This window comes from Cellulophaga sp. L1A9 (assembly GCF_009797025.1).
In the GTDB taxonomy this organism is placed as follows: domain Bacteria; phylum Bacteroidota; class Bacteroidia; order Flavobacteriales; family Flavobacteriaceae; genus Cellulophaga.
In genome coordinates, this window is the sequence record NZ_CP047027.1 from 1,082,617 (window position 1) to 1,104,591 (window position 21,975).

General features: G+C 34.5%; 21 protein-coding genes. 12 read left to right on the forward strand and 9 right to left on the reverse strand.

Annotation, left to right across the window (positions count from 1 at the left end; genetic code table 11):
- Window positions 1–21 precede the first annotated feature (21 nt).
- From lysS to GQR94_RS04670, 5 genes are all read left to right on the forward strand, one after another.
- Window positions 22–1,713 (forward strand): lysine--tRNA ligase, encoded by a 1,692-nt coding sequence (gene lysS / locus GQR94_RS04650; protein ID WP_158974376.1) that lies wholly within the window; start codon window positions 22–24, stop codon window positions 1,711–1,713.
- A 401-nt stretch (window positions 1,714–2,114) separates the two neighbouring features.
- Window positions 2,115–4,598, forward strand: coding sequence for a zinc-dependent metalloprotease (locus GQR94_RS04655; protein WP_370458272.1), 2,484 nt, complete (start codon window positions 2,115–2,117; stop codon window positions 4,596–4,598).
- 116 nt (window positions 4,599–4,714) lie between these two features.
- The gene (locus GQR94_RS04660; protein ID WP_158974378.1) at window positions 4,715–4,873 is read left to right on the forward strand and encodes a hypothetical protein; all 159 of its coding nucleotides are present in this window, start codon (window positions 4,715–4,717) and stop codon (window positions 4,871–4,873) included.
- A gap of 198 nt (window positions 4,874–5,071) precedes the next feature.
- Entirely contained in the window at window positions 5,072–5,245 is a 174-nt protein-coding gene (locus tag GQR94_RS04665; protein ID WP_158974379.1) for a hypothetical protein, read from the forward strand.
- A 140-nt stretch (window positions 5,246–5,385) separates the two neighbouring features.
- The gene (locus GQR94_RS04670; RefSeq protein ID WP_158974380.1) at window positions 5,386–5,841 is read left to right on the forward strand and encodes a hypothetical protein; all 456 of its coding nucleotides are present in this window, start codon (window positions 5,386–5,388) and stop codon (window positions 5,839–5,841) included.
- A 59-nt stretch (window positions 5,842–5,900) separates the two neighbouring features.
- On the opposite strand, the gene GQR94_RS04675 is transcribed toward GQR94_RS04670, so the two are convergent.
- From GQR94_RS04675 to GQR94_RS04700, 6 genes are all read right to left on the reverse strand, one after another.
- Entirely contained in the window at window positions 5,901–7,265 is a 1,365-nt protein-coding gene (locus GQR94_RS04675) for a GH1 family beta-glucosidase (RefSeq protein ID WP_158974381.1), read from the reverse strand.
- A 2-nt stretch (window positions 7,266–7,267) separates the two neighbouring features.
- A complete protein-coding gene (locus GQR94_RS04680) occupies window positions 7,268–8,266 on the reverse strand; it encodes a glycosyltransferase family protein (protein WP_158974382.1) in 999 nt (332 codons plus the stop codon).
- Window positions 8,267–8,509: 243 nt separating this feature from the next.
- Complete coding sequence (hemL, locus tag GQR94_RS04685) at window positions 8,510–9,799, reverse strand: glutamate-1-semialdehyde 2,1-aminomutase (RefSeq protein WP_158974383.1); 1,290 nt, start codon at window positions 9,797–9,799, stop codon at window positions 8,510–8,512.
- Window positions 9,800–9,807: 8 nt separating this feature from the next.
- Window positions 9,808–10,644: a glucosaminidase domain-containing protein gene (locus GQR94_RS04690; protein WP_158974384.1), complete on the reverse strand. Its 837-nt coding sequence runs from the start codon at window positions 10,642–10,644 to the stop codon at window positions 9,808–9,810.
- Window positions 10,641–11,597, reverse strand: a complete 957-nt coding sequence (locus tag GQR94_RS04695) for a 1-aminocyclopropane-1-carboxylate deaminase/D-cysteine desulfhydrase (protein WP_158979506.1) — start codon at window positions 11,595–11,597, stop codon at window positions 10,641–10,643. Before GQR94_RS04695 ends, GQR94_RS04690 begins: the two co-directional genes overlap by 4 nt.
- Entirely contained in the window at window positions 11,569–11,892 is a 324-nt protein-coding gene (locus GQR94_RS04700) for a hypothetical protein (protein ID WP_158974385.1), read from the reverse strand. The genes GQR94_RS04695 and GQR94_RS04700 overlap by 29 nt, the downstream gene beginning before the upstream one ends.
- Window positions 11,893–12,069: 177 nt before the next feature.
- Between GQR94_RS04700 and GQR94_RS04705 the strand changes: the two genes are divergently transcribed.
- The 5 genes from GQR94_RS04705 to GQR94_RS04725 all read left to right on the forward strand — a co-directional run bounded on the left by GQR94_RS04705 (window position 12,070) and on the right by GQR94_RS04725 (window position 16,190).
- Window positions 12,070–12,231: a DUF5522 domain-containing protein gene (locus GQR94_RS04705; RefSeq protein WP_158974386.1), complete on the forward strand. Its 162-nt coding sequence runs from the start codon at window positions 12,070–12,072 to the stop codon at window positions 12,229–12,231.
- A gap of 75 nt (window positions 12,232–12,306) precedes the next feature.
- Entirely contained in the window at window positions 12,307–12,861 is a 555-nt protein-coding gene (locus GQR94_RS04710) for a DUF4136 domain-containing protein (RefSeq protein ID WP_158974387.1), read from the forward strand.
- 116 nt (window positions 12,862–12,977) lie between these two features.
- Window positions 12,978–13,511, forward strand: a complete 534-nt coding sequence (locus GQR94_RS04715) for a TlpA disulfide reductase family protein (RefSeq protein ID WP_158974388.1) — start codon at window positions 12,978–12,980, stop codon at window positions 13,509–13,511.
- 17 nt (window positions 13,512–13,528) lie between these two features.
- A complete protein-coding gene (locus tag GQR94_RS04720) occupies window positions 13,529–14,311 on the forward strand; it encodes a thioredoxin family protein (RefSeq protein WP_158974389.1) in 783 nt (260 codons plus the stop codon).
- A gap of 127 nt (window positions 14,312–14,438) precedes the next feature.
- Entirely contained in the window at window positions 14,439–16,190 is a 1,752-nt protein-coding gene (locus tag GQR94_RS04725) for an aromatic amino acid hydroxylase (RefSeq protein ID WP_158974390.1), read from the forward strand.
- 1 nt (window position 16,191) lies between these two features.
- Here the strand turns inward: GQR94_RS04725 and GQR94_RS04730 are convergent, their stop codons facing one another.
- From GQR94_RS04730 to alaS, 3 genes are all read right to left on the reverse strand, one after another.
- Window positions 16,192–16,803 carry a DUF4230 domain-containing protein gene (locus GQR94_RS04730; protein ID WP_158974391.1) on the reverse strand — a complete coding sequence of 204 codons (612 nt, stop codon included), beginning with the start codon at window positions 16,801–16,803 and terminating at the stop codon, window positions 16,192–16,194.
- Window positions 16,800–17,756 (reverse strand): GSCFA domain-containing protein, encoded by a 957-nt coding sequence (locus GQR94_RS04735; protein ID WP_158974392.1) that lies wholly within the window; start codon window positions 17,754–17,756, stop codon window positions 16,800–16,802. Before GQR94_RS04735 ends, GQR94_RS04730 begins: the two co-directional genes overlap by 4 nt.
- A gap of 87 nt (window positions 17,757–17,843) precedes the next feature.
- Complete coding sequence (alaS, locus tag GQR94_RS04740; protein ID WP_158974393.1) at window positions 17,844–20,459, reverse strand: alanine--tRNA ligase; 2,616 nt, start codon at window positions 20,457–20,459, stop codon at window positions 17,844–17,846.
- A gap of 193 nt (window positions 20,460–20,652) precedes the next feature.
- On the opposite strand from alaS, the gene GQR94_RS04745 reads away from it, so the two are divergent.
- Both GQR94_RS04745 and GQR94_RS04750 read left to right on the forward strand, forming a co-directional pair.
- Window positions 20,653–21,630 (forward strand): M23 family metallopeptidase, encoded by a 978-nt coding sequence (locus GQR94_RS04745; RefSeq protein WP_158974394.1) that lies wholly within the window; start codon window positions 20,653–20,655, stop codon window positions 21,628–21,630.
- On the forward strand, window positions 21,630–21,959 hold the full coding sequence (locus tag GQR94_RS04750) for a MerR family transcriptional regulator (RefSeq protein ID WP_158974395.1): 330 nt from the start codon (window positions 21,630–21,632) through the stop codon (window positions 21,957–21,959). Before GQR94_RS04745 ends, GQR94_RS04750 begins: the two co-directional genes overlap by 1 nt.
- Window positions 21,960–21,975: the final 16 nt, after the last annotated feature.

Genomic DNA, 21,975 nt, shown 5'->3' on the forward strand with positions numbered 1-21,975 from the left:
GCAGCCTTAATAAGTAGAAAAATGCAACTCACAGAACAAGAGGTAATCCGAAGAGAGAAATTAACCAAATTAAGAGATCTAGGAATAGACCCTTATCCAGCTGCTTTATACCCAGTGGATACAACTTCAAAAAGTATTAAATCTGACTATAAAGAAGGTAAAAAGGTTATTGTTGCCGGGCGTTTGATGCGAAAAAAAATACAAGGAAAAGCTTCTTTTGCTGCATTACAAGATAGTGAAGGACGTGTACAATTGTATTTTAATAGAGATGAAATTTGTACTGAAGATGACCATTCGAAATACAATGAAATCTTCAAAAAGCTAACAGACTTAGGAGATATCATCGGAGTTGAAGGGGAGCTTTTTACTACTCAAGTAGGAGAAAAAACAGTTTTGGTAAAAGATTTTACCATTCTTTGTAAAGCATTACGTCCTTTACCTTTACCAAAAGTTGATCCAGATGGTAAAGTACATGATGAATTTAACGATCCTGAATTACGTTATCGCCAACGTTACGTAGATTTAATTGTTAACCCATCGGTAAAACAAACTTTTATTAAAAGAACAAAAATTACGAATAGTATTCGTCAGTTTTTTAACGATAGAGAATATTTAGAAGTAGAAACTCCTATTTTACAGCCTATACCAGGGGGTGCTTCTGCGCGCCCGTTCTTAACACATCACAATGCACTAAATATCCCATTATATTTACGTGTTGCTAATGAACTCTATTTAAAAAGACTTATCGTTGGTGGTTTTGATGGGGTTTATGAATTTTCTAAAGATTTTAGAAATGAAGGAATGGATCGTACCCACAATCCGGAATTCACTGTAATGGAGCTTTACGTTGCTTACAAAGATTATAACTGGATGATGGACATGACTGAGCAACTTTTAGAAAAAGTAGCTATAGATGCCAATGGAACATCAAAAGTACCTGTAGGTAAAAATGAAATAGAATTCAAAGCACCTTATCCAAGAGTGCCCATTCTCGGCGCTATAAAAGAACATACTGGTTACGATGTTGCTGGTATGGAAGAGGTTGAATTAAGAGGTGTTGCTAAAAAATTAGGTTTAGAAGTAGATGAAACCATGGGCATTGGAAAGCTTATTGATGAGATATTTGGTGAAAAATGTGAGCATCTTTATATACAGCCAACATTTATCACCGACTACCCAAAAGAGATGAGTCCACTTACCAAACAGCACAGAGATAATCCTGCACTTACAGAGCGTTTTGAGCTTATGGTTAATGGAAAAGAATTAGCGAATTGTTATTCGGAGTTAAACGACGCTATAGATCAAAGAGAGCGTTTTGAAGAGCAATTAAAATTATCAGCGAAAGGTGATGATGAAGCGATGTTTATAGATCAAGATTTTATTCGTGCTCTGGAATATGGTATGCCTCCTACTGCTGGTATTGGTATTGGTATTGACCGTTTGGTAATGCTAATGACTAATAATTCTTCAATACAAGAAGTTTTATTCTTTCCACAAATGAGACCAGAGAAAAAAGCTTTAGAACTTTCTGATAATGAAAAGATCATTTTCGAAATCTTAAAAAAGAAACAGGAAATGTCCTTAGCTGATCTTAAAGCTGAAGCAGATTTAAGTAATAAAGCTTGGGATAAAAGCATAAAAGCGCTAGGAAAAATGGGCGTATTAAAAGTTACCAAAACGGAAACTGATTTAATTGCAACGCTTAAAGAATAATAAAACACCTTAATTTATAATTAAAGGAAAGGACGTAAAACGCTCTTTCCTTTTTTTATGTTTAAAAACTATCATTAAGGTTTAAAACGAAACAAAGCCCTTGATAAATCAAGGGCTTTGAATCGACTAATTCCAATAACATACTTAAAAACTCATTTTTCGTAATAATTACTGTATATAACAAAGAGACACTTTAATTCTTAAAATATCGCATAATCCAACTATTATTAACAATATAACAGTAACAAGTTAAATTAATTAGTTTAAAATCAGACAATAAGATGTTTTATAGTTAATATTTAGACAGGGTAGATTAAGAAATCGTTAACGAAAATTTAATTTTTATTTTCGTTATTTGGGAAAGACTAAATAAACTATCATATAAAATGTTCAAAACCCTCATGAAGCGGACACTTCTTGTTTTCGCTATCGTAGGTTGTTTTTCTACAACCGAAGCTCAAATTTTCAAAAAGAAAAAAAATAAAACAGCACAAAAAAGTGATCAAAATAAACCTAAAAAAGGGGGCATTGAAGCTTACGAAAAAGTAATCACTAAAGAAGCAAAAACAGACAAAGGACTTTTTGATGTTCATGAAGTTGACAGCAAGTTCTTTTATGAAATTCCAGATTCTTTATTTAACAAAGAAATGTTAATGGTGAGCCGCATCTCCAAAACAGCAAATGGCTTAGGTTTTGGTGGCGGGAAAATTAACACCCAAGTACTTCGGTGGGAGAAGAAAGACAAAAAAGTAATTCTACGTGTTGTTTCCTATGATGTAGTTGCTTCAGATTCATTACCCGTACATGAAGCTGTTGTGAATTCTAATTTTGAACCCGTATTGTATTCTTTTGATATAAAAGCACTTAAAAAAGATTCTGTACACCCTGCAACGGTAATTGAAGTTGGTGACTTGTTTGAAAAAGATGTGAATGCTTTAGGAATGCCAGATGCTTATCGAAAAAGATTTAAAGTTTCTCGTTTAGATAGTGACCGAAGTTATATTGAATCTGTTAAGAGTTACCCTCAAAATATTGAAGCGAGACATGTGAAAACCTATATCGCAAGTGCAGCACCCTCTAATGGTGATTTAGGTTCTATTTCCATTGAGATTAATAACTCAATGATTTTACTTCCTGCCGAACCTATGAAAAGAAGGTATTTTGATGAACGTGTAGGTTGGTTTGCTCGTGGTCAAGTAGATTATGGTTTAGACGCTCAGGAAAGTAAGACCATTACATTTCTAGACCGCTGGAGACTTGAAGTGAAAGACGAAGATCTTGAAAAATTTAATAAAGGAGAACTTGTAACACCTAAAAAACAGATTGTATATTACATAGATCGTGCTACGCCAAAAGAATGGGTGCCTTTTATCAAGCAAGGTATTGAAGATTGGCAAGTAGCTTTTGAAGCTGCTGGTTTTAAAAATGCTATTATCGCAAAAGATCCACCAACTGCAGAAGAAGATCCTGAATGGTCTCCCGAAGATGTTCGGTATTCAGTTGTTCGGTATTTAGCTTCTCCCGTTCCTAATGCCAATGGCCCTCACGTAAGTGACCCTAGAACAGGCGAAATATTAGAATCAGACATCAACTGGTATCACAATGTTATGACCTTATTACGCAACTGGTACTTTGTACAAACGGCTGCAATAAACGAAGATGCTAGAGGCGTTAAGTTTAAAAATGAGGTAATGGGTAGATTAATTCGTTTTGTATCTTCTCATGAAGTAGGACACACTTTAGGATTACCACATAACATGGGGAGTAGTGTTGCGTATCCCGTAGACTCTTTACGTTCTGCTGCATTTACTAAAAAATACGGTACCGCACCTTCTATTATGGATTATGCTCGTTTTAATTATGTAGCACAACCAGGGGATGAAGGGGTTGCCTTAATGCCAGAGATCGGGATTTATGATAAATATGCTATTAGTTGGGGTTACCGACCAATTATGGATAAAGATGCTGAAGATGAAAAATCAATTCTTGACCAGTGGATATTAAAGCATTCAGGAGATCCTTTATACAGATTTGGTCATCAACAAGCAGGTGATGTGGTAGATCCTAGTTCTCAAACTGAAGATTTAGGGGACGATGCAGTAAAAGCAAGTACCTATGGAATTGCAAATTTAAAACGCATCGTACCAAATTTAGCAATTTGGATTGCGGAAGATGGTAAAAAGTATGATGATTTAGGTACGCTTTACGAGCAGGTATTATCGCAATACAACCGTTATATGGGCCATGTATCTAATAACATTGGCGGGGTTTATGAATATTATAAAACTTTTGACCAAGAAGGCGCTGTATATACACCAGTAGCTAAAGAACGTCAAAAAAACAGTTTAGCATTTGTTCAGAAAGAATTATTTATAACTCCTGAATGGCTATTGGATCAAAATATTTTTAATAAAATAGAATACTCTGGTTCTATTGAACGCTTGAGAGCTATACAAGTGAGAACTTTAGATAATATTTTAAGTCTTGGTAAAATAGCACGTATCATAGAAAACGAAACTATTAACGGTAAAGATGCTTATGCTTTAACCGATATGATGAAAGATTTAAGAACAGGAATCTGGTCTGAATTGCCAAGAGGAAGTAAAATTGACACCTACCGTAGAAATTTACAAAAAGCTCATATTGATCGTTTAGCCTATTTAATGACTGCAGAATCGCAAACGAAAAGCAGAAGATCTAGTCCGTATGTAAAATCTACACCGCTTAACACAAGCCAGTCAGACGTACGTTCTGTAGCTAGAGCAGAGTTGAACATTTTAAAACGTGCTATCAAAGCTGCTATTGGAAGAACATCTGATAGCATGAGCAAATATCACTTACAAGATGCTATTGTGCGTATTGATCAGGTTTTAGATCCTAAATAAAAAAGTTAAACTACTCAAATGCGGATTTGACCTATACAAATCTGCATTTGACAACATTGAAAGAAAAAAAAGGAAACAATTTCTTAGTTTTGAGTATCGCTTTAAACCCCCTGATTATGACCAAAAGAATACAGAGCATAGTTTATTTCGCAGTACTGATTGTTGCATGCCTAGTGTACACCGCTACAGACGAAGCTACTCATACTGATAGTGATTTCTCTAATACTAAAACTGAAATCATTCAAAAGAATACAATTTCCTTGAACAATTATTAATTAGAATACTACAATAACCTACTATATACTATAAAGGTGTGAATGAAAATTCACACCTTTTTTTATCCCTAATTTCACATATTGAAGACAGCTCGCTACAACATTCTATAGTTACGCCTACAATAATTAGATTTTGACAACAATGATTAAATTATTGTATGTATTTTCTTACATTTGCAATGTGTAAATGAAAATATTATGACCCAAAAACTTAAAAGCCTACTTTTCTTATCAGCCTTTATTCTTTGCTCACTGTTGTATTACACCCTTGAGGAACAGGATAAAAAAGATTCACTATCCAATAATGAGAACTTTGCTACCATGCAATTATCTGACATGGAAGATGCCGATAATTTGGAGCTAGAAGAATAATGAACTATAAAAACTAAACATTAGACATTAAAAACGACAGCCAGTAATTATATTACTGGCTTTTGTGTTAAATAAAAGTAAATTATTAAACCTTTTAGCTAAGAGCCAGTCAAAAGGTAAAGTAATTTAAATTTTTAAACATGAAAAAAGTAATAGGAGTTCTTGTGCTATTTATAGGAGTAAATGCCTTTGCACAGAAAAGAGAAATGAAGAATGAGATGACTCCAGATCAAATGGCTACATTGTCTACTAAAAAAATGACATTGGCCTTAGATTTAACAGAGAGTCAGCAAGCAAAAGTGTATGTATTACAATTAGAGAATGCTACGGAGCGCCAAGCAAAAATGAAGGCTCGTAAAGACGGTAGAGAAGATAAGTCAACTAAGCATCTAACTTCTGATCAACGTTATGAAATGCAATCTAAGATGTTAGACCAAAAAATTGAACAAAAAAAGAAACTGAAATCGGTTTTAACCAATGAACAATTTGAAAAGTGGGAAAAGATGCCTCATCATAGAAGAGGAGATCACCACAAAGGAAAGCACAAAAAAGGTGATAAAAAGGGCAACAAAAACAAGGAGCAAGATAATGATTAGGCCGTTTTTGTACGTTTAGTTCACTGTAAAAGCCGATAGCAATATCGGCTTTTCACATTTTAAGGCTTTAAGAATTTAGCAAACCATTTCCCAGAAGATTTTATAATTCTTTTTTGGGTCTCAAAATCCACATGTACGAGTCCAAACCTTGGCTTATACCCTTCTGCCCATTCAAAATTATCCATTAAGGTCCAAACAAAGTAACCATCGATCTTTAATCCTTTTTCCTTGGCTTTATACACTTGTTTTAAATACTGCTTAAAAAAGTTTCTTCGTTCAATATCGTTTACAAATCCATTGGTAACATTGTCTTCAAAAGCAGCTCCATTTTCGGTTATAATGATTTTTTTAACCCCTTCGTAGGCATTAAATTTTTTAATCATTTTATAAATACTCTTAGGGTATACCTCCCAATTCATAACGGTAGTTTGCACATTACGTTTTTTTGCATCCACAATTTTAGCACCTAAATAAGGTATAAAATAGCTATGTTTGACAACTTCCCGTGTATAGTTTTGAATACCCACAAAATCGAATTCAAAAACAGCATCTTCAAGATCTCCTGGTACTATATATTTTTTCAACTTTTTAAGCACTGGCGCCGAGTCAACAGGGTATCCTAAACCTAAAGAGGGCTCTATAAATAACCTATTCAGCAAAGCATCTGCTTTTTCTGCTGCGATAACATTTTTCTTTTTCTTATCAATAGGGGTAATATAAGAGCAACTAAATGTGGTACCGATAGTTGCTTCTGAAACTAATTCTCTTAAAATTTTTCCCCCTGCAGCTTGGCATAAAACGGCATGGTGTATGGAAGGTAAAAAATTATTTAAGCCCTTAAGTCCTGGCGCATGTACTCCTAGAAAATGACCTGCCCCTGTAAACACCATCGGTTCATTTAACACCATCCAATGCTTTACACGATCCCCAAAATTAGTAGCACAAACTCTTGAAAAATCCTCAAACCAAGTCACAATTTCTCTATTTGTCCAGCCTCCTTTATCTTGCAACACCTGCGGTAAATCCCAATGGTATAAAGTAATCCAAGGAATGATATTATGCTCCAAACAAAAATCAATGACTTCATTATAGAACTGTATTCCCTTATCACTTACTTCTCCTATGCCCTTAGGCAATATTCTAGACCAAGAGAGAGAAAACCTAAAATTAGGAATATTCATAGCTTTCATCAGTAAAATATCTTCCTTGTAACTATGATAAAAATTGCATGCAGTATTGCCTGTTTCATTTTTATGAATTACGCCAGATTTACTTGTGAAATTGTCCCAGATAGAAGGACTTTTATCATGTTTATCATGAGCTCCCTCTATTTGATATGCGGCCACAGAAACTCCCCAAACAAAATCTTCTCCGAACTTTTTACTCGTAAATTTAGTTTTTTTGGAAGTTTTATTCTTGGACATACTTAACGAGGCTTTAAATTTTCTAACAATACTTTATCGATGATTTCTTCGGTGATATCTGGATAATCAACAAGAACCCTAGTATCATCTGTTATCCATTTTCTAATACGTTTTAAATGCTTTTTCTTAAGGGATCTCATCACTGGGACTCCTAACTTTTTAAGGGCTGCAGCGTTACACTGTTGTTCATATTGCCCCTTCATAGGGATTACCAACAGCTTTTTATTTAAGAAAAGTGCTTCTGCCGGCGTTTCAAAACCAGCACCACACAAAACGCCTAAACTTGTAGCCATACTTGCAATAAACGCTTCGTTCGTTATAGGTTTAATAGTCACATTACCACTTTCTACTATTTTTTTATTGTGCTTTGAAAAAACCTCCCAAGTAGCATTGGACACTTTCGATAGCATTTTTAATATTTTATCATCACTATACGATGGAAGGTATACCGTATAATGGTTTTTTACTTCAACTTTTGCATTGCGAATGTCTTGGCGTATTACAGGAGTAAAAATACTAGGATTAAAATTGCTAAAATGAAATCCGTACTGCTTAGTAGTAGGTGCATATTTCCTAAGAATAAGATCTCCCAATGGATCTGGCTTTCGAGGTTTTGGGCTGCCTTTCATTAAAACTGCCGATTGGTGACTAACACTAATACAGGGCTTATTTTTTAATTTACACGCCCAAGCAGAAACTGGTTCAAAATCATTTATAATAAGGTCATAATCCTCTATCGGTAAGCTTTTTATTTCTTTCTGAAGTCTTCTTGAATTTGCTCTAATGTATGTTTTCCAAAGATCTACACCGCCCTTTTTTCCAAAGATAAAACTCAAGCCTTGAAACTGATATTTTACGGGATATGGAATATCAAGATCTCCTTGGGTTCCGCTTAATAAAATATCAAGCTCAATATCTTTCTTTAAAAGTATTGGAATAATATCACGGGCTCTACTTAAATGCCCGTTCCCTGTCCCTTGAATTGCATACAATACTTTCATTCCCTTTTGGATTTAATTGATCCCAACCAAATTAACGATAGTGCACGAATAAAAAAATTGTACCTCTATTTTATTTCAATTAAAATCTATATGCTCCTCCTTAAAAAAAATAACACTTTCAAAGATTATAAAACGAAAGGAGCTTCTTTACAAAAAGAGTTTAAGAATAGGTTATCTGATTGTTAACGAAAAAGAGAGGCAAAATTGCCTCTCTTTTTTTCTATGTTGTACTACGATGTTCTATTATCTTAATTCATCTACGATAGCTTCTAAAGCTTTAATAGTTGCATCTAAATCCTCATATGAAAGTGCATCATTTAGAAAATAACTTTCAAAAGCACTTGGTGGTAAATAGATACCATTTCTTAGCATCCCGTGAAAATACTTTTTAAATGTATCATTATTTCCCGCTGCTGATGATGCAAAATCTACTACAGGTGTATCCGTAAAATGCAGTGATATCATACTACCAAAACGGTTAATTTGATGTTTAATCCCATTATCTTTTAATACCTTTTCTAATCCTTTGTGCAGGTACGCCGTTTTATCTGCGAGACTTCTGAAAATATTTGGATTTGAATTCAAGGCTGTAAGCATGGCTAACCCAGCGCTCATTGCCAATGGGTTCCCACTTAATGTTCCTGCTTGATAAACGGGTCCATCTGGTGCTAATTTTGCCATAATTTCATTACGCGCGGCAAAAGCGCCTACTGGAAGTCCGCCTCCAATAACCTTTCCAAAGGTTACGATATCTGCATTGATTCCTAAAACCTCTTGGGCTCCTCCTTTTGCCAGGCGGAAACCCGTCATAACTTCATCAAAAATTAAAAGAATTCCTTCTTTTGTACAAAGCGCTCTTAAGCCTTTCATGAAATCTTCTTGGGGAATTATACATCCCATATTCCCTGCTACGGGCTCTATAATTATTGCTGCAATTTCTCTCTTATTAGCATCTACTAGCGCTTGTACGCTCTCTAGATCATTATAGTTCGCTAACAAAGTATCTTTAGCTGTACCTTGAGTTACCCCAGGACTATTGGGACTCCCAAAAGTAACTGCCCCACTACCCGCTTGAATTAAAAAAGAATCTGAATGCCCATGGTAACAACCCGAAAATTTGATGATTTTATCTTTTCCAGTATACCCTCTAGCCAGACGTACTGCACTCATACAAGCTTCAGTACCACTATTTACAAATCTAATTTTATCAATATTAGGAACCATAGAAACTGCTAGCTTCGCTAATTCCGTTTCTATTTCTGTTGGCATCCCAAAAGAGGTACCTTTTTTAGCTTTTTCAATTACTGCATTAATAACAGGTTCGTACGCATGTCCTAAAATTAACGGCCCCCATGATGCAATGTAATCTATAAATTTATTACCATCTTCATCTGTAAAATAAGCTCCTTTAGCTTCTTTTACAAAAATTGGTGTTCCGCCTACAGCCTTAAAAGCTCTAACTGGTGAATTTACACCCCCAGGAATATATTCTTGGGCTTCATCAAAAAGTTCACTACTTCTTTTATATAGCATGCTATTTTTTATTTTTTTACTGATTTCACTACCAGTTGTTGCCCAATAGCTAAAGAACTAGAGTTCATCTTATTTATTTTCATTAATTCTTCTACGGAAACAAAATACTTTCTTGAAATAGAATATAAAGTATCTCCTTTCTGAACGATATGCGTTTTATAATCGTAAGATTTTGGTTCTCTTTTAGTCACATAACCCTCATTCTGTACTAAAGTATCATACTTATGCAGATCGTATTGCTCAATGAACGAAATTATCTTACTTGGGTACTTTCTATCTGTAGCATAACCCGCTTGCTTAAGACCATGTGCCCAGCCTCTATAATCATCATTATCTAAATCAAAAAGAAAAGCATAACGTGCTCTTGATGTTAGAAAGATGCTATGATCCCTAAAAGAATACATGGGATGATTGTACTTTCTAAAACACTCTCCTTTTTCATCATCATCATGATAATCAAAATCGCCTTCCCAACCGGTATGACATTTTATTCCAAAATGATTATTGGTTTTTTTCACTAAAGTGCTTCGTCCATATCCACTTTCTAAGATACCTTGCGCCAAAGTAATACTCGCAGGTATCCCGTAAGCTTTCATTTCAAACTGAGCAATTTCAGAAAAAGTGTTTATATATTCTTGAACAGAATTTATAGGAAAATCTATAAATTTACCGGAATCTTCGGGGAGTACGTAAATATCTTTATCAGCTCCAGCAACCTCCGTAGGTTTTGTGTCTGATTTACTTACATAGCTGCCTGGTTTTTTTGAGTTAGAAGCTGTTTTTTTACTGGATTTACATCCCACAAAAAAGACAATAACTAATAGAAACGCTACCTTTTTTATCATAATTCTAGTAATGGTAAATTTTTATTCTTTAATACGTTATTCATTCCTGCAATACCCTGAAGGCCACCCGTGTGTATTGCTAAAATTTTTGTTCCAGGTTTAAATTGGTTATTTGCAATCAAATCTAAAATACCAAACATCATTTTACCTGTATAAATGGGGTCTAACGGAATGGATGTCTTTATTTTAAAATCGTTAATAAATGCTATTAACTCTTTTGAAATTTTCCCATATCCTCCAAAATTATAATTTGTTTCTAGATCCCAATTAGATTTCTTTACAAATTTACAAATATCTTTTTTTAGAAAATCACCTTTTAACGCAGGAAAACCCATAGTTGTCTGATGTTCTTTAGAGGAATTTATAATTCCTGAAATTGTACCTCCTGTACCCACGCACGTCGCAATCACATCAAAATCTGAATCTTTAGGGCTTAATATTTCTTCACAGCCCTGAACAGCTAGCTGATTTGTTCCTCCTTCTGGAATGCGAAAAAAAACGCCAAATTCCTTTTTTAAACGTACTATAGCCTCCAATTCTTCCTTAGCTCTATACCAATCTCTGGTCACAAACTTAAATCGCATACCGTTAGCATGTGCAAATTGTAAGGTAGGATTATCGTCCCACTTATTTTTAAGCTCTTCCCCTCTAATGATGCCCAGGGTTTTAAAACCATATTCTTTTCCTGCAAAAGCAGTTGCCGCGATATGATTGCTGTAAGCACCACCATAGGTAAGCAAGGTTTTTATGCCTAATTTCTCCGCTTCTTTTATATTGTACTTAAGTTTCCTGAATTTATTTCCTGAAATAAATGGGTGGAGTTGATCTTCTCTTTTTATGTAAAGAGTAATCTTTTTTTCTGTTAAAATAGGAAGTTCTACCTTTTGATTACTACTTACCACTAGTCCATTTTTTTTTGGATGATCAAAGATATTTAATAAAGCTGAATGCACTGCGCGCACTAGGATAATTTAAGTTTCTTTCGTTAGCATAAGCCTCACGTTCAAAACTAATATTCTTATACGCCTTATATGAATCTACATAACAAATACAACGAACACACCATTCTACTAAATAGAATACATAAAAGAATACCACTAATAATTCTAATTGCTGTTTCAAATGAATTTTTTCATGATTAATTAAAACGGTGTCATTCTTTAATGTAGCATCCTTTACAATAATAAAAGGCCAAAGTGTTAAACCCACATAATTCTTCACAAAAAAAAGTCTAGAAACTAAAATCATTCTCAGGTATTACAATCTATATTAGTAACGCTAAAAACGTGCCACAACTCTTTTTTATGACTTATAGCCAGAAGGAATGCTCGTTTTTAGTTTGATATTTAAATTAACGTTAAAAATTATTTTAAATTCTATATTCGGCAAAGAAGAATTAAATTTACACTAATCAGAAGTATTTCAATGAAAAAAATTATCCCCATAGAAGAAGGTGATTTTTACCTTTCGGAACAAGGATATAAAGTTTTTACCGAAAAGTATCACTTAAAGCGTGGTTACTGTTGCGAAAGTGGCTGCAGACATTGCCCTTATGGTTACAATTCTAAAACCAATAAGTACAATTAAACCAAGGAGTTTCGGCATGATTCTTGATGTTTACATTAGTCAGAATATATTAATAACCCTATAATAAAATTTGTTATGAAAACATTTAAAATTTTAGCGCTGCCTATTTTCGCGTTGCTGGTATTAAGTTCCTGTAGCTCCGTTCGCGTAATGGCAGATTATGATAAAAAAGCCGATTTCAATACGTACAACACTTATGCTTTTTACAAAACAGGAATTGATAAAGCTCAAATTTCTGATTTAGACAAAAAAAGAATTCTTTATGCTATTGAAGCAGAAATGAGTGCTAGAGGTTTTTCAAAATCTGAAAACCCAGATGTTTTAATTAGCATTTTCACCAAAGAAAGAGAACAAGTAGACATCTATAACAATTACTGGGGTGGTGGTTATGGTTGGGGCTGGAATCCATATTTCTGGGGAGGTGGCAATATGTATGGCAACCAAGTAAGCACACGCACAGAAGGCTCTTTATACATTGATTTAATTGATGCAAAAGACAAACAACTCGTTTGGCAAGGAAAAGGTGTAGGGTCATTATACCAAACAAAAAATATAGAAAAGAAAGAAGAACGAATTCAAAAATTCGTATCAGAAATATTGAAAGCTTATCCGCCAATGGCTTCCAAATAAAATAATCAAGTCCGCTATCTAGCGGACTTTTTTTTGTTAAAAATTAACTAAATGTCTTATTTTATATTTTCTTCTTAATGCTATTTAAATACATTTATTCTAAATCTATTTAAAAGATGTTTAAAATTCATAGCGTAATTTTTCTAATTGGTTTGACGCTTATAAGTGCTTGCAAGAACACAAAGACCAAAGAGCCAGCTACCACTACAGTTAGCACGACTTCGAAAAAAAATATCAAGGTTTATAATTATGATGAATTAGAACCTCTTCTACAAACACAATCAGATACTACATACATTATTAACTTTTGGGCAACTTGGTGTGCACCTTGCGTTAAAGAACTCCCCCATTTTAATGCCTATTACGAAAAGCATAAAAATGAAAAAATGAAAATGATCATGGTGAGTATGGATGACCCTAAAGAAATTGAAACCAGAATACTCCCTTTTATAAAAAAGAAGAAGATACAACAAGAAGTCGTTATTTTAGACGATCCTGATGCAAATACATGGATTGACAAAATAGACCCTCATTGGTCCGGAGCATTACCTTTTACCATACTATTCAATAAAAATAGTGCTTCCTATTTTGAGAAACCTTTTTCTAGTACTGAAGCATTGGAAAATGCCATTAAAAACAATTTACATTAAATACATAAATTCTAAAGATGAAAAATCAACTAAAAAAAGCAAGTAAATTTGCTTTATCTGCGCTCATACTCTTTTTAGCAGCTGCAAGCATCGAGAGTTGCAAAGACAAAAAAGAAAACCCACCTACTTCTGATCACACTTTAAATGAAGGACCTGATGGCAGGCAAGGACCGCCTCCTGGAGACAGAAAAGGTCCTCCTCCAGGTGATCGAAAAGGACCACCTCCAGGTGGTGGTGGATCTCCTGTTCAGACAGAAACACTAGAAGAACTAGGCGGGTACAAAATTGGAGAGAAAGCAAGCGATTTCTCTCTTAAGAATATTGATGGAGAAATGGTTTCTCTAAAAGACTTCAGCAGTGCAAAGGGATATATTGTGGTTTTCACGTGCAATGAATGCCCTTTTGCAAAAATGTATGAAGATCGTCTTATTGCTTTAAACAATACATATGCTCCAAAAGGCTACCCTGTGATTGCTATAAACTCAAACAATCCTGAAGATCATGATGGTGAGTCTTATGAGGATATGCAAACTAGAGCAAAAGAGAAAGGCTTTACCTATCCTTATGTAGTTGATACGGATCAGAAAATCCTTCCGCTATATGGAGCTGTAAGAACGCCTCATGTCTATTTATTAGATAAAGAGATGAACGTACAATATATTGGCGCTATTGATGATAATGCTAGAGATGCAGGACGTGTAAAAACCAAATATGTAGAAAATGCGATAGCAGCTCTAGAAAAAGGTGAGAAACCAAATCCTGATTTCACTAAAGCGATTGGCTGTCCTATAAAACACTAGTTGTAATACAAAATTTTAAAAGCGATGTTAAAAGAATATTCTTCTTTATCATCGCTTTTTTTCTGAAAGCAAGTCCACTAAAAGAATTTTAAAAATGAGTATCTTTAAGTCGAAATAAATGAGAATTATGTCTTACGAAAGCAATCCTATTTTAGATAAACTACCCGTACATTTAAGGCAATTTATAAAACCTCAGGATTATAGCGATTATACTGCCATCAATCAGGCTGTTTGGCGTTATGTGATGCGTAAAAACGTAGATTATTTAAGTAAAGTCGCTCATAAATCCTATTTAGAGGGACTCCAGAAAACAGGTATTTCAATTGATGATATTCCTAACATGTATGGAATGAACCGTATTCTACAAGAGATTGGTTGGGCTGCAGTTGCGGTTGATGGTTTTATTCCTCCTTCAGCATTTATGGAATTTCAAGCGTATAATGTCCTTGTCATTGCTTCAGACATTCGCCAATTAGAACATATTGAATACACTCCTGCACCAGATATAATCCATGAAGGTGCTGGGCATGCCCCAATCATTGCCAATCCTGAATACGCAGAATATTTAAGACGGTTTGGGGAGATTGGTTGTAAAGCTATTTCTAGTGCAAAGGACTATGAATTGTATGAAGCGGTACGGCACTTGTCAATTATTAAAGAAGCCCATGGCACACCACAAAATGAAATTGATACTGCTGAAAAACTAATTGAAGATTTGCAATTAACTATGGGAGAACCTAGTGAGATTGCACTGATCCGAAATTTACATTGGTGGACCGTAGAATATGGTTTGATTGGTACCGTAGAAAACCCTAAAATTTACGGCGCAGGTTTACTTTCTTCTATCGGGGAAAGCGCTTGGTGTATGACAGATGATGTTAAGAAAATTCCATATGCTATAGAAGCCGCACATACTTCTTTTGATATTACAAAACCACAACCTCAACTTTTTGTTACGCCTGACTTTGCTTATTTAAGTCAAGTATTAGAAGAATTTGCCAATACGATGGCCTTACGAAAAGGTGGCTTATCGGGAATTAAAAAATTGATTAATTCTAAAGAGCTAGGAACTATAGAATTAAGTACAGGAATTCAAATATCAGGAAATTTTGATTATGTTATCGAGTTCGAAAACAAAGCAGTATATTTTCAAACCACCGGAAAAACTGCGCTATCCTATCGTGAAAAAGAACTTGTAGGACACAGCATCAAGCACCATTCTAAAGGTTTTGGTTCACCTATAGGAAAGCTTAAAGGCATCAATTTAGCAATTGAAGACATGAGTCCAAGAGACTTAAAGGCATATAATATTTTTGAAGGACAAACCATTACGCTCGATTTTGAAGGAGGCATAAAGGTTCAGGGCGAAATTATAACCGGTACACGTAATTTACGGGGCGAAATTATTTTAATCACCTTTGATCATTGTACAGTAACTAATGGCGCTACTGTATTATTTAAACCAGAGTTCGGGTTATACCACATGGCGATTGGAGAAAATATTGTTTCCGCATTTAACGGTCCTGCAGATTTGGCTAGTTTTGATTTGATTACCCACAAGGTAACCAACACGACCATAAAGCCTATTAAAAGCGATAAAAGCATCTTGCTAGAGCAGTACTACCAACAAATAAGAGAATTTAGAGAAGGGAAGAATACTACTATTTCTAGGAATAAAGTTTTTCAAGAAGTGAAACATAATTTCCCAACGGACTGGTTGTTAGCTATTGAATTGTATGAATTAGCAAAATCTAATAACGATGTAGCGTTTGCAGCAGAAATTATAGCACATTTAGAAGAAGTAAAACAGAACAACCCAAGTGTGGGGCGTTTAATAGACGATGGATTGTTGTTAGTACATCAAAGTTTAGTGGTATAGCTTATCCTTTTATTAAATCTGGTAAATTATTATTTACGATTTCGCCTTTATACACTAAAGTCCATCCTAAAGAGTTGGTTAGCACGTAAAAATTAGAAAGCTCACTTAACAATCTGTTTTGTGCATTTGTTTTTAAGGCAGAATTTTCTACTTTTTTCATTAATGAAGCTTTTACATTCTTCTTGATCTTATTATAATCATTGGCGTTAAACTGATTTAAATAATCTGCAGTAACATCATAATACTCGAAATCTGGATTCAATTTTATTTCTGGTTCAGGGATACTTTTTATGAGCAGCGTTTTTGTTTCTTCATTGACTTCAAAATCTATTTTGCTCAAATCATAGGCAACGGTAACATCTGCATTGACCACGACCAAAGCCTTCTTCTCTGCAGTTATTAAAGGTCCAAAGAGCTGCTGTGAATCTTTATAATTGTATACCTCAGCAAAATGGCCCTCGGTTACAACTAGTTTAGATACATTTTTTATGGACTCTTGGATTAACATAGAGTTCTCTTTCAAGATAGATTTCTCTTTTGAGCTATCGGAACAAGAACGAAAAATAAATACGAATGCTAAAGCTACCACAGCTCCTATAATGATGTTTTTCATAGACTAAATTTCATAAATGGATATTCTTTCTCAAAATAAGCAATTTTATCCTTCAGCTTTGCTAAAAACTTCTGATGTTGCTCAGACGCTGCATTAAAAGGTTTATGTGCTAATCCTCTTTGAACAGCATCAATATCTTTCATCATACCAAAAACCTCTCCAGAGACCCAAACTTCTATAAATTTCTCCCAAATGTAATTTATAGCCACTGCGTTGGGGTGTACCATATCTTCTGCATAAAAACGATAATCACGAAGTTCATCCATCATGATCTCATAACTTGGAAAATATTCCTTTCCTTCTCCTGGGAAATTAATCACTCCATGTATCGCTGTAATTAAATGTGCTTTACTTTGCTGATTTTCAATAAATCCGTCCTTGATATGACGTACCGGTGAAACTGTTAAAATACATTGCACAGTACTATTAACGGTTCTAATAAGCGCAATAATTCGCGCTAAACTTTCCTGAATAGCACCAACAGAAAGTAACTCTTTATGAAACGCTGCCTGAGGAAATTTATGGCAATTGGCCACTATTTTTTCTGTGCTTAACTTTTTATACCCCCAAGCGGTACCTAACGTTAGTATAAGGTGTGACGCTTGTTTAAGTTGATGTAACGCAACCTTTAATCCTTTGTTTAAATTATCTAATAACGCTTCTTTAGTATTTGCTGATAGATCTGAATGTGCATCAAAACACTGCCACCTTTCATTCAAATAAAAAACATCATCCTCTGTATATTTCTCATCATGTATTGCTCTAAATACTAAATTTTCAATTGCTAGCGGATGGAATAAGATTCCGAATGGATTTTGAACCGATTGAAATTTAAAGTGCGATAATTTTGATCCAATATTTTCAACAAAACAAGACCCTAACAATACCAACTGACTGTTATAATCAATTTGATGTTTGGCTTTCGTTAAAGGTATTTGTGTTTGCAATTTCATTGTTAAAAAATAAAAAGACTTAGTACATACCCAAAGGTACACTACTAAGTCTTAATTTATATATTCTATTTAAGATGGACTTTAAATCTATTCTATATACACCTTTGCCTTCTCTAAAGCATCCATGATTCCTCCTGGGTTTTTACCCCCTGCTGTTGCAAAGAACGCTTGGCCGCCACCACCACCTTGAATAAGTTTCCCTAATTCACGTACTACGGTTACCGCACTTAACGCTTTCTTTTCTACTAGTTCTTTAGATATGTAACAAGACAATAAGGCTTTACCATCATTCTCAGCCGCTAACAACAAGAATAAATTATCTTTATTACTTCCTAGCTCAAAAGACAAATCTTTAATTCCTGCCGCATCTAAATCTACTTTCTTTGCCAGAAAATCAATCCCGTTTATGGTTTGAATTTCAGTAAGTAAATCGCCTTTTAGATTCTTCGCTTTATCACGCAATAGGCCTTCAATCTCTTTCTTTAATTTAGCATTTTCTTCCTGTAAGCTACCTACAGCTTTTACAGGATCTTTACTATTATTTAGCAAATGCTTTACTTCTGAAAGAATGCTATTATTATCTGAATAAAAATCTTTAACAGCATCGGATGTTATCGCTTCAATTCTTCGAATTCCCGATGCTACAGCACCTTCTGACTTAATTTTAAAATGCCAAATCTCGCCTGTGTTTTTTACATGTGTACCTCCACAAAGCTCAATAGATTTTCCAAACCGAATGGTTCTCACAGCATCGCCATATTTTTCTCCGAACAAGGCCATAGCACCTTGCTCAATAGCGGTTTGCATCGGTATATTTCTACCTTCCTCTAAAGGTAAGTTTCCTTCAATACGTGCATTTACGAAATTCTCTACTTCCGTTAATTGATCTGCTGTCATTTTTGAGAAATGAGAAAAATCAAATCGTAAATATTTAGAATGTACTGCAGATCCTTTTTGTTCAACATGTGTTCCTAGAATTTCACGTAGGGCTTGGTGTAATAAATGGGTTGCCGTATGATTTGCTTCTGTTCTACGACGTTGTTTCTGATCTACTACTGCTTTGAACGTTTCTTTGACATCTTTTGGAAGATTCTTAGCAAAGTGAATAATTTCATTATTCTCCTTCTTCGTATCTAAGATATAAATTACATCGCCATTAACAGCCTCCAAATATCCTTTATCCCCTACTTGACCACCACCTTCTGCATAGAAAGGAGTTAAGTTAAAAACAAATTGATACTGTTCTCCGTCTTTTTTAGAGGTAACTTTTCTATATTTTACCAATTTTACATTAGACTCCAATACTTCATACCCTATAAATTCCTGTTCCAAATCTGAGGAAAGTATCGTCCAATCTTCTTTTGAAATTTCTGACGCAGAACGCGAGCGTTTCTTTTGCTCTTGCATCGCAACATCAAATCCTTTTTCATCTAAAATAAGCCCTCTTTCACTTAAAATAAGTGCAGTTAAATCTATTGGAAAGCCATAAGTGTCATACAATTCAAAAGCCTTTCTACCATCAATAGTTTTAGTATCTGCATTTGAAATTATCGTATCTAAAAGCACCAAGCCTTGATCCAAGGTTTTTAAAAATGAATGCTCTTCTTCTTTTATAACATTTTCAATAAGTTGTTTCTGACTTTTAAGTTCAGGGAACGCAGTACCCATACTGTCACAAAGCACATTTACCAAACGGTACATAAAAGGTTCTTTCGTATCTAAGAACGTAAACCCATACCGAATAGCTCTACGTAAGATTCTACGAATCACATAACCAGCACCTGTATTACTAGGCAATTGCCCATCAGATATTGAAAAAGATACCGCACGGATGTGATCTGCGATTACTCGTATTGCAATATCTAGCTTCTCTTCTTTACCATAGGTAGTATGTGTAATTGCTTCTATCTCTCTAATGATTGGTGTAAAAACATCCGTATCATAGTTAGATTGCACCCCTTGCATCACCATACACAAACGTTCAAAGCCCATTCCTGTATCCACATGTCTTGCCGGTAAAGGTTCTAATTGCCCATTTGCTCTACGGTTGTATTGCATAAAAACTAAATTCCAAATCTCTACGACTTGCGGATGGTCATTATTCACTAATGACATTCCAGAAATTTTAGCTTTTTCTTCCGCAGTTCTAATATCTACATGTATTTCAGAACAAGGGCCACAAGGACCTTGATCGCCCATTTCCCAAAAATTATCTTTTTTATTTCCAAAGAGTATTTGAGATTCTGGAACTATTTTCTTCCAAAGGTTTAAAGCCTCCGTATCTTGATCTAAATTATCGGCATCTTTACTCCCCTCAAAAACGGTCACATAAAGACTTGATTTATCAATCTTACAGACATCTGTTAAAAACTCCCAAGCCCAAGTGATGGCTTCTTCTTTAAAATAATCGCCAAAACTCCAGTTCCCCAACATTTCAAACATGGTGTGGTGATAGGTATCTTTCCCTACTTCCTCTAAATCATTATGTTTACCGCTTACACGCAAGCATTTTTGAGTATCTGTTACACGGGTATATTTTGGAACTGTATTTCCTAAAAAGAATTCCTTAAACTGGTTCATACCAGCATTTGTAAACATTAAGGTAGGGTCATCTTTAATAACCATAGGCGCAGAAGCAACAATCTTATGTTCTTTGTCCTTAAAAAAATCTAAAAATTTTGATCGTATCTCTTGAGATTTCATCTGTAATTGTTTAATGCTTTTAGCACATTCTTATAAATTTAGCACATTGATTGCCCCTATTTTCTTCTATTAAACAAAAGAAAATGATGACAAAAACTTAAGCTTTTGATAAATTTAAGGGAATCTACAAAACTATTTTTATATTTGTTTGTTACGTTAAATTGAAAGCACAAAAATAGGATAAAATCCATTTATGTCTAAAGTAAAATATTATTACGATCCAGATACGTTATCGTATCGCAAAATAGAAGCAAAAAAATCTAGAAAATACAGGAATATAAGCCTGTTTTTACTGGGCTCATTGCTATTTGGTCTTCTAGGCCTAACGGTATTATTAAATACAAATTTTATCAATACGCCTAAAGAATTGTCTTTACAACGCGAATTGCGAAACTATGATTTGCAGTTTGAATTGTTAGATAAAAAAATGGAGCAAGTAGAGCAAGTTTTAACGAATATAGAAGATCGCGACAACAACATCTACCGTATTTATTTTGAAGCCAACCCTATCCCTGACGAACAAAGACGTGCTGGTTTTGGTGGTGTTAACCGATATAAATCATTAGAAGGATTTAACAACTCCGAAATGATTATCGCCTCTACCAAACGAATGGATATCATTCAAAAACAAATGGTCATTCAATCAAAATCATTAGATGAAATTACTAAGCTAGCAGAAGAAAAAGAAAAATTATTAGCAGCAATCCCTGCCATACAACCTATCCGAAATGAAGATTTAAAAAGAATGGCTTCTGGGTACGGCTGGCGATCAGATCCATTTACAAAAGCAAGAAAGATGCACTGGGGAATGGATTTCTCCTCTCCAAAAGGAACGCCTATCTATGCCACAGGTGATGGTAAAGTTACCAGAGCAGATAGTAATTCTTCAGGATATGGTAATCATATAAGAATTGATCATGGTTTTGGGTACGTAAGTTTATATGCGCACATGAGTAAGTATAATGTTACTGCTGGAAAAACGGTAAAGCGTGGTGAACTTATTGGCTTTGTAGGAAGTACAGGACGTTCAGAAGGGCCTCACCTTCATTATGAAGTCTTTAAAGACGACCAACGCATTAATCCTATTAATTTCTATTACGGAAGTTTAACAGCAGAAGAATTTGCTAATATGTTAAAAACTGCCTCACAAGAAAATCAATCCTTAGACTAATGCATATAGAACTTCCTGAAAAGAGATATTACGGTATTGGTGAAATTGCGAAAGCATTTGAGGTAAACACTTCGTTAATTAGATTCTGGGAAAAAGAGTTTGATGTACTTCAACCTAAAAAAAATGCGAAAGGCAACCGAAAATTTACCCCGCAAGACGTAAAAAATCTGCAGCTCATTTATCACTTGGTAAAAGAACGCGGCTTTACCTTAGAGGGTGCTAAAACACATTTAAAAGAAAACAAAAGTCAGACTTTATCAAAATTTGATATTATTTCGAAACTAGAAGGTATAAAAGCCGAACTTGTAAAAATTAAAAATCAATTATAATACGAACCAAAAATAT

Coding starts and splice junctions, on each gene's coding strand:
- GQR94_RS04735 (WP_158974392.1), bottom strand. CDS start 17,756: ATGAAATTGCAAACACAAATACCTTTAACGAAAGCCAAACATCAAATT.
- alaS (WP_158974393.1), bottom strand. CDS start 20,459: ATGAAATCTCAAGAGATACGATCAAAATTTTTAGATTTTTTTAAGGAC.
- GQR94_RS04680 (WP_158974382.1), bottom strand. CDS start 8,266: ATGAAAGTATTGTATGCAATTCAAGGGACAGGGAACGGGCATTTAAGT.
- GQR94_RS04725 (WP_158974390.1), top strand. CDS start 14,439: ATGTCTTACGAAAGCAATCCTATTTTAGATAAACTACCCGTACATTTA.
- GQR94_RS04720 (WP_158974389.1), top strand. CDS start 13,529: ATGAAAAATCAACTAAAAAAAGCAAGTAAATTTGCTTTATCTGCGCTC.
- lysS (WP_158974376.1), top strand. CDS start 22: ATGCAACTCACAGAACAAGAGGTAATCCGAAGAGAGAAATTAACCAAA.
- GQR94_RS04715 (WP_158974388.1), top strand. CDS start 12,978: ATGTTTAAAATTCATAGCGTAATTTTTCTAATTGGTTTGACGCTTATA.
- GQR94_RS04660 (WP_158974378.1), top strand. CDS start 4,715: ATGACCAAAAGAATACAGAGCATAGTTTATTTCGCAGTACTGATTGTT.
- GQR94_RS04675 (WP_158974381.1), bottom strand. CDS start 7,265: ATGTCCAAGAATAAAACTTCCAAAAAAACTAAATTTACGAGTAAAAAG.
- GQR94_RS04745 (WP_158974394.1), top strand. CDS start 20,653: ATGTCTAAAGTAAAATATTATTACGATCCAGATACGTTATCGTATCGC.
- GQR94_RS04665 (WP_158974379.1), top strand. CDS start 5,072: ATGACCCAAAAACTTAAAAGCCTACTTTTCTTATCAGCCTTTATTCTT.
- GQR94_RS04700 (WP_158974385.1), bottom strand. CDS start 11,892: ATGATTTTAGTTTCTAGACTTTTTTTTGTGAAGAATTATGTGGGTTTA.
- GQR94_RS04730 (WP_158974391.1), bottom strand. CDS start 16,803: ATGAAAAACATCATTATAGGAGCTGTGGTAGCTTTAGCATTCGTATTT.
- GQR94_RS04670 (WP_158974380.1), top strand. CDS start 5,386: ATGAAAAAAGTAATAGGAGTTCTTGTGCTATTTATAGGAGTAAATGCC.
- GQR94_RS04690 (WP_158974384.1), bottom strand. CDS start 10,644: ATGATAAAAAAGGTAGCGTTTCTATTAGTTATTGTCTTTTTTGTGGGA.
- GQR94_RS04705 (WP_158974386.1), top strand. CDS start 12,070: ATGAAAAAAATTATCCCCATAGAAGAAGGTGATTTTTACCTTTCGGAA.
- hemL (WP_158974383.1), bottom strand. CDS start 9,799: ATGCTATATAAAAGAAGTAGTGAACTTTTTGATGAAGCCCAAGAATAT.
- GQR94_RS04710 (WP_158974387.1), top strand. CDS start 12,307: ATGAAAACATTTAAAATTTTAGCGCTGCCTATTTTCGCGTTGCTGGTA.
- GQR94_RS04655 (WP_370458272.1), top strand. CDS start 2,115: ATGAAGCGGACACTTCTTGTTTTCGCTATCGTAGGTTGTTTTTCTACA.
- GQR94_RS04750 (WP_158974395.1), top strand. CDS start 21,630: ATGCATATAGAACTTCCTGAAAAGAGATATTACGGTATTGGTGAAATT.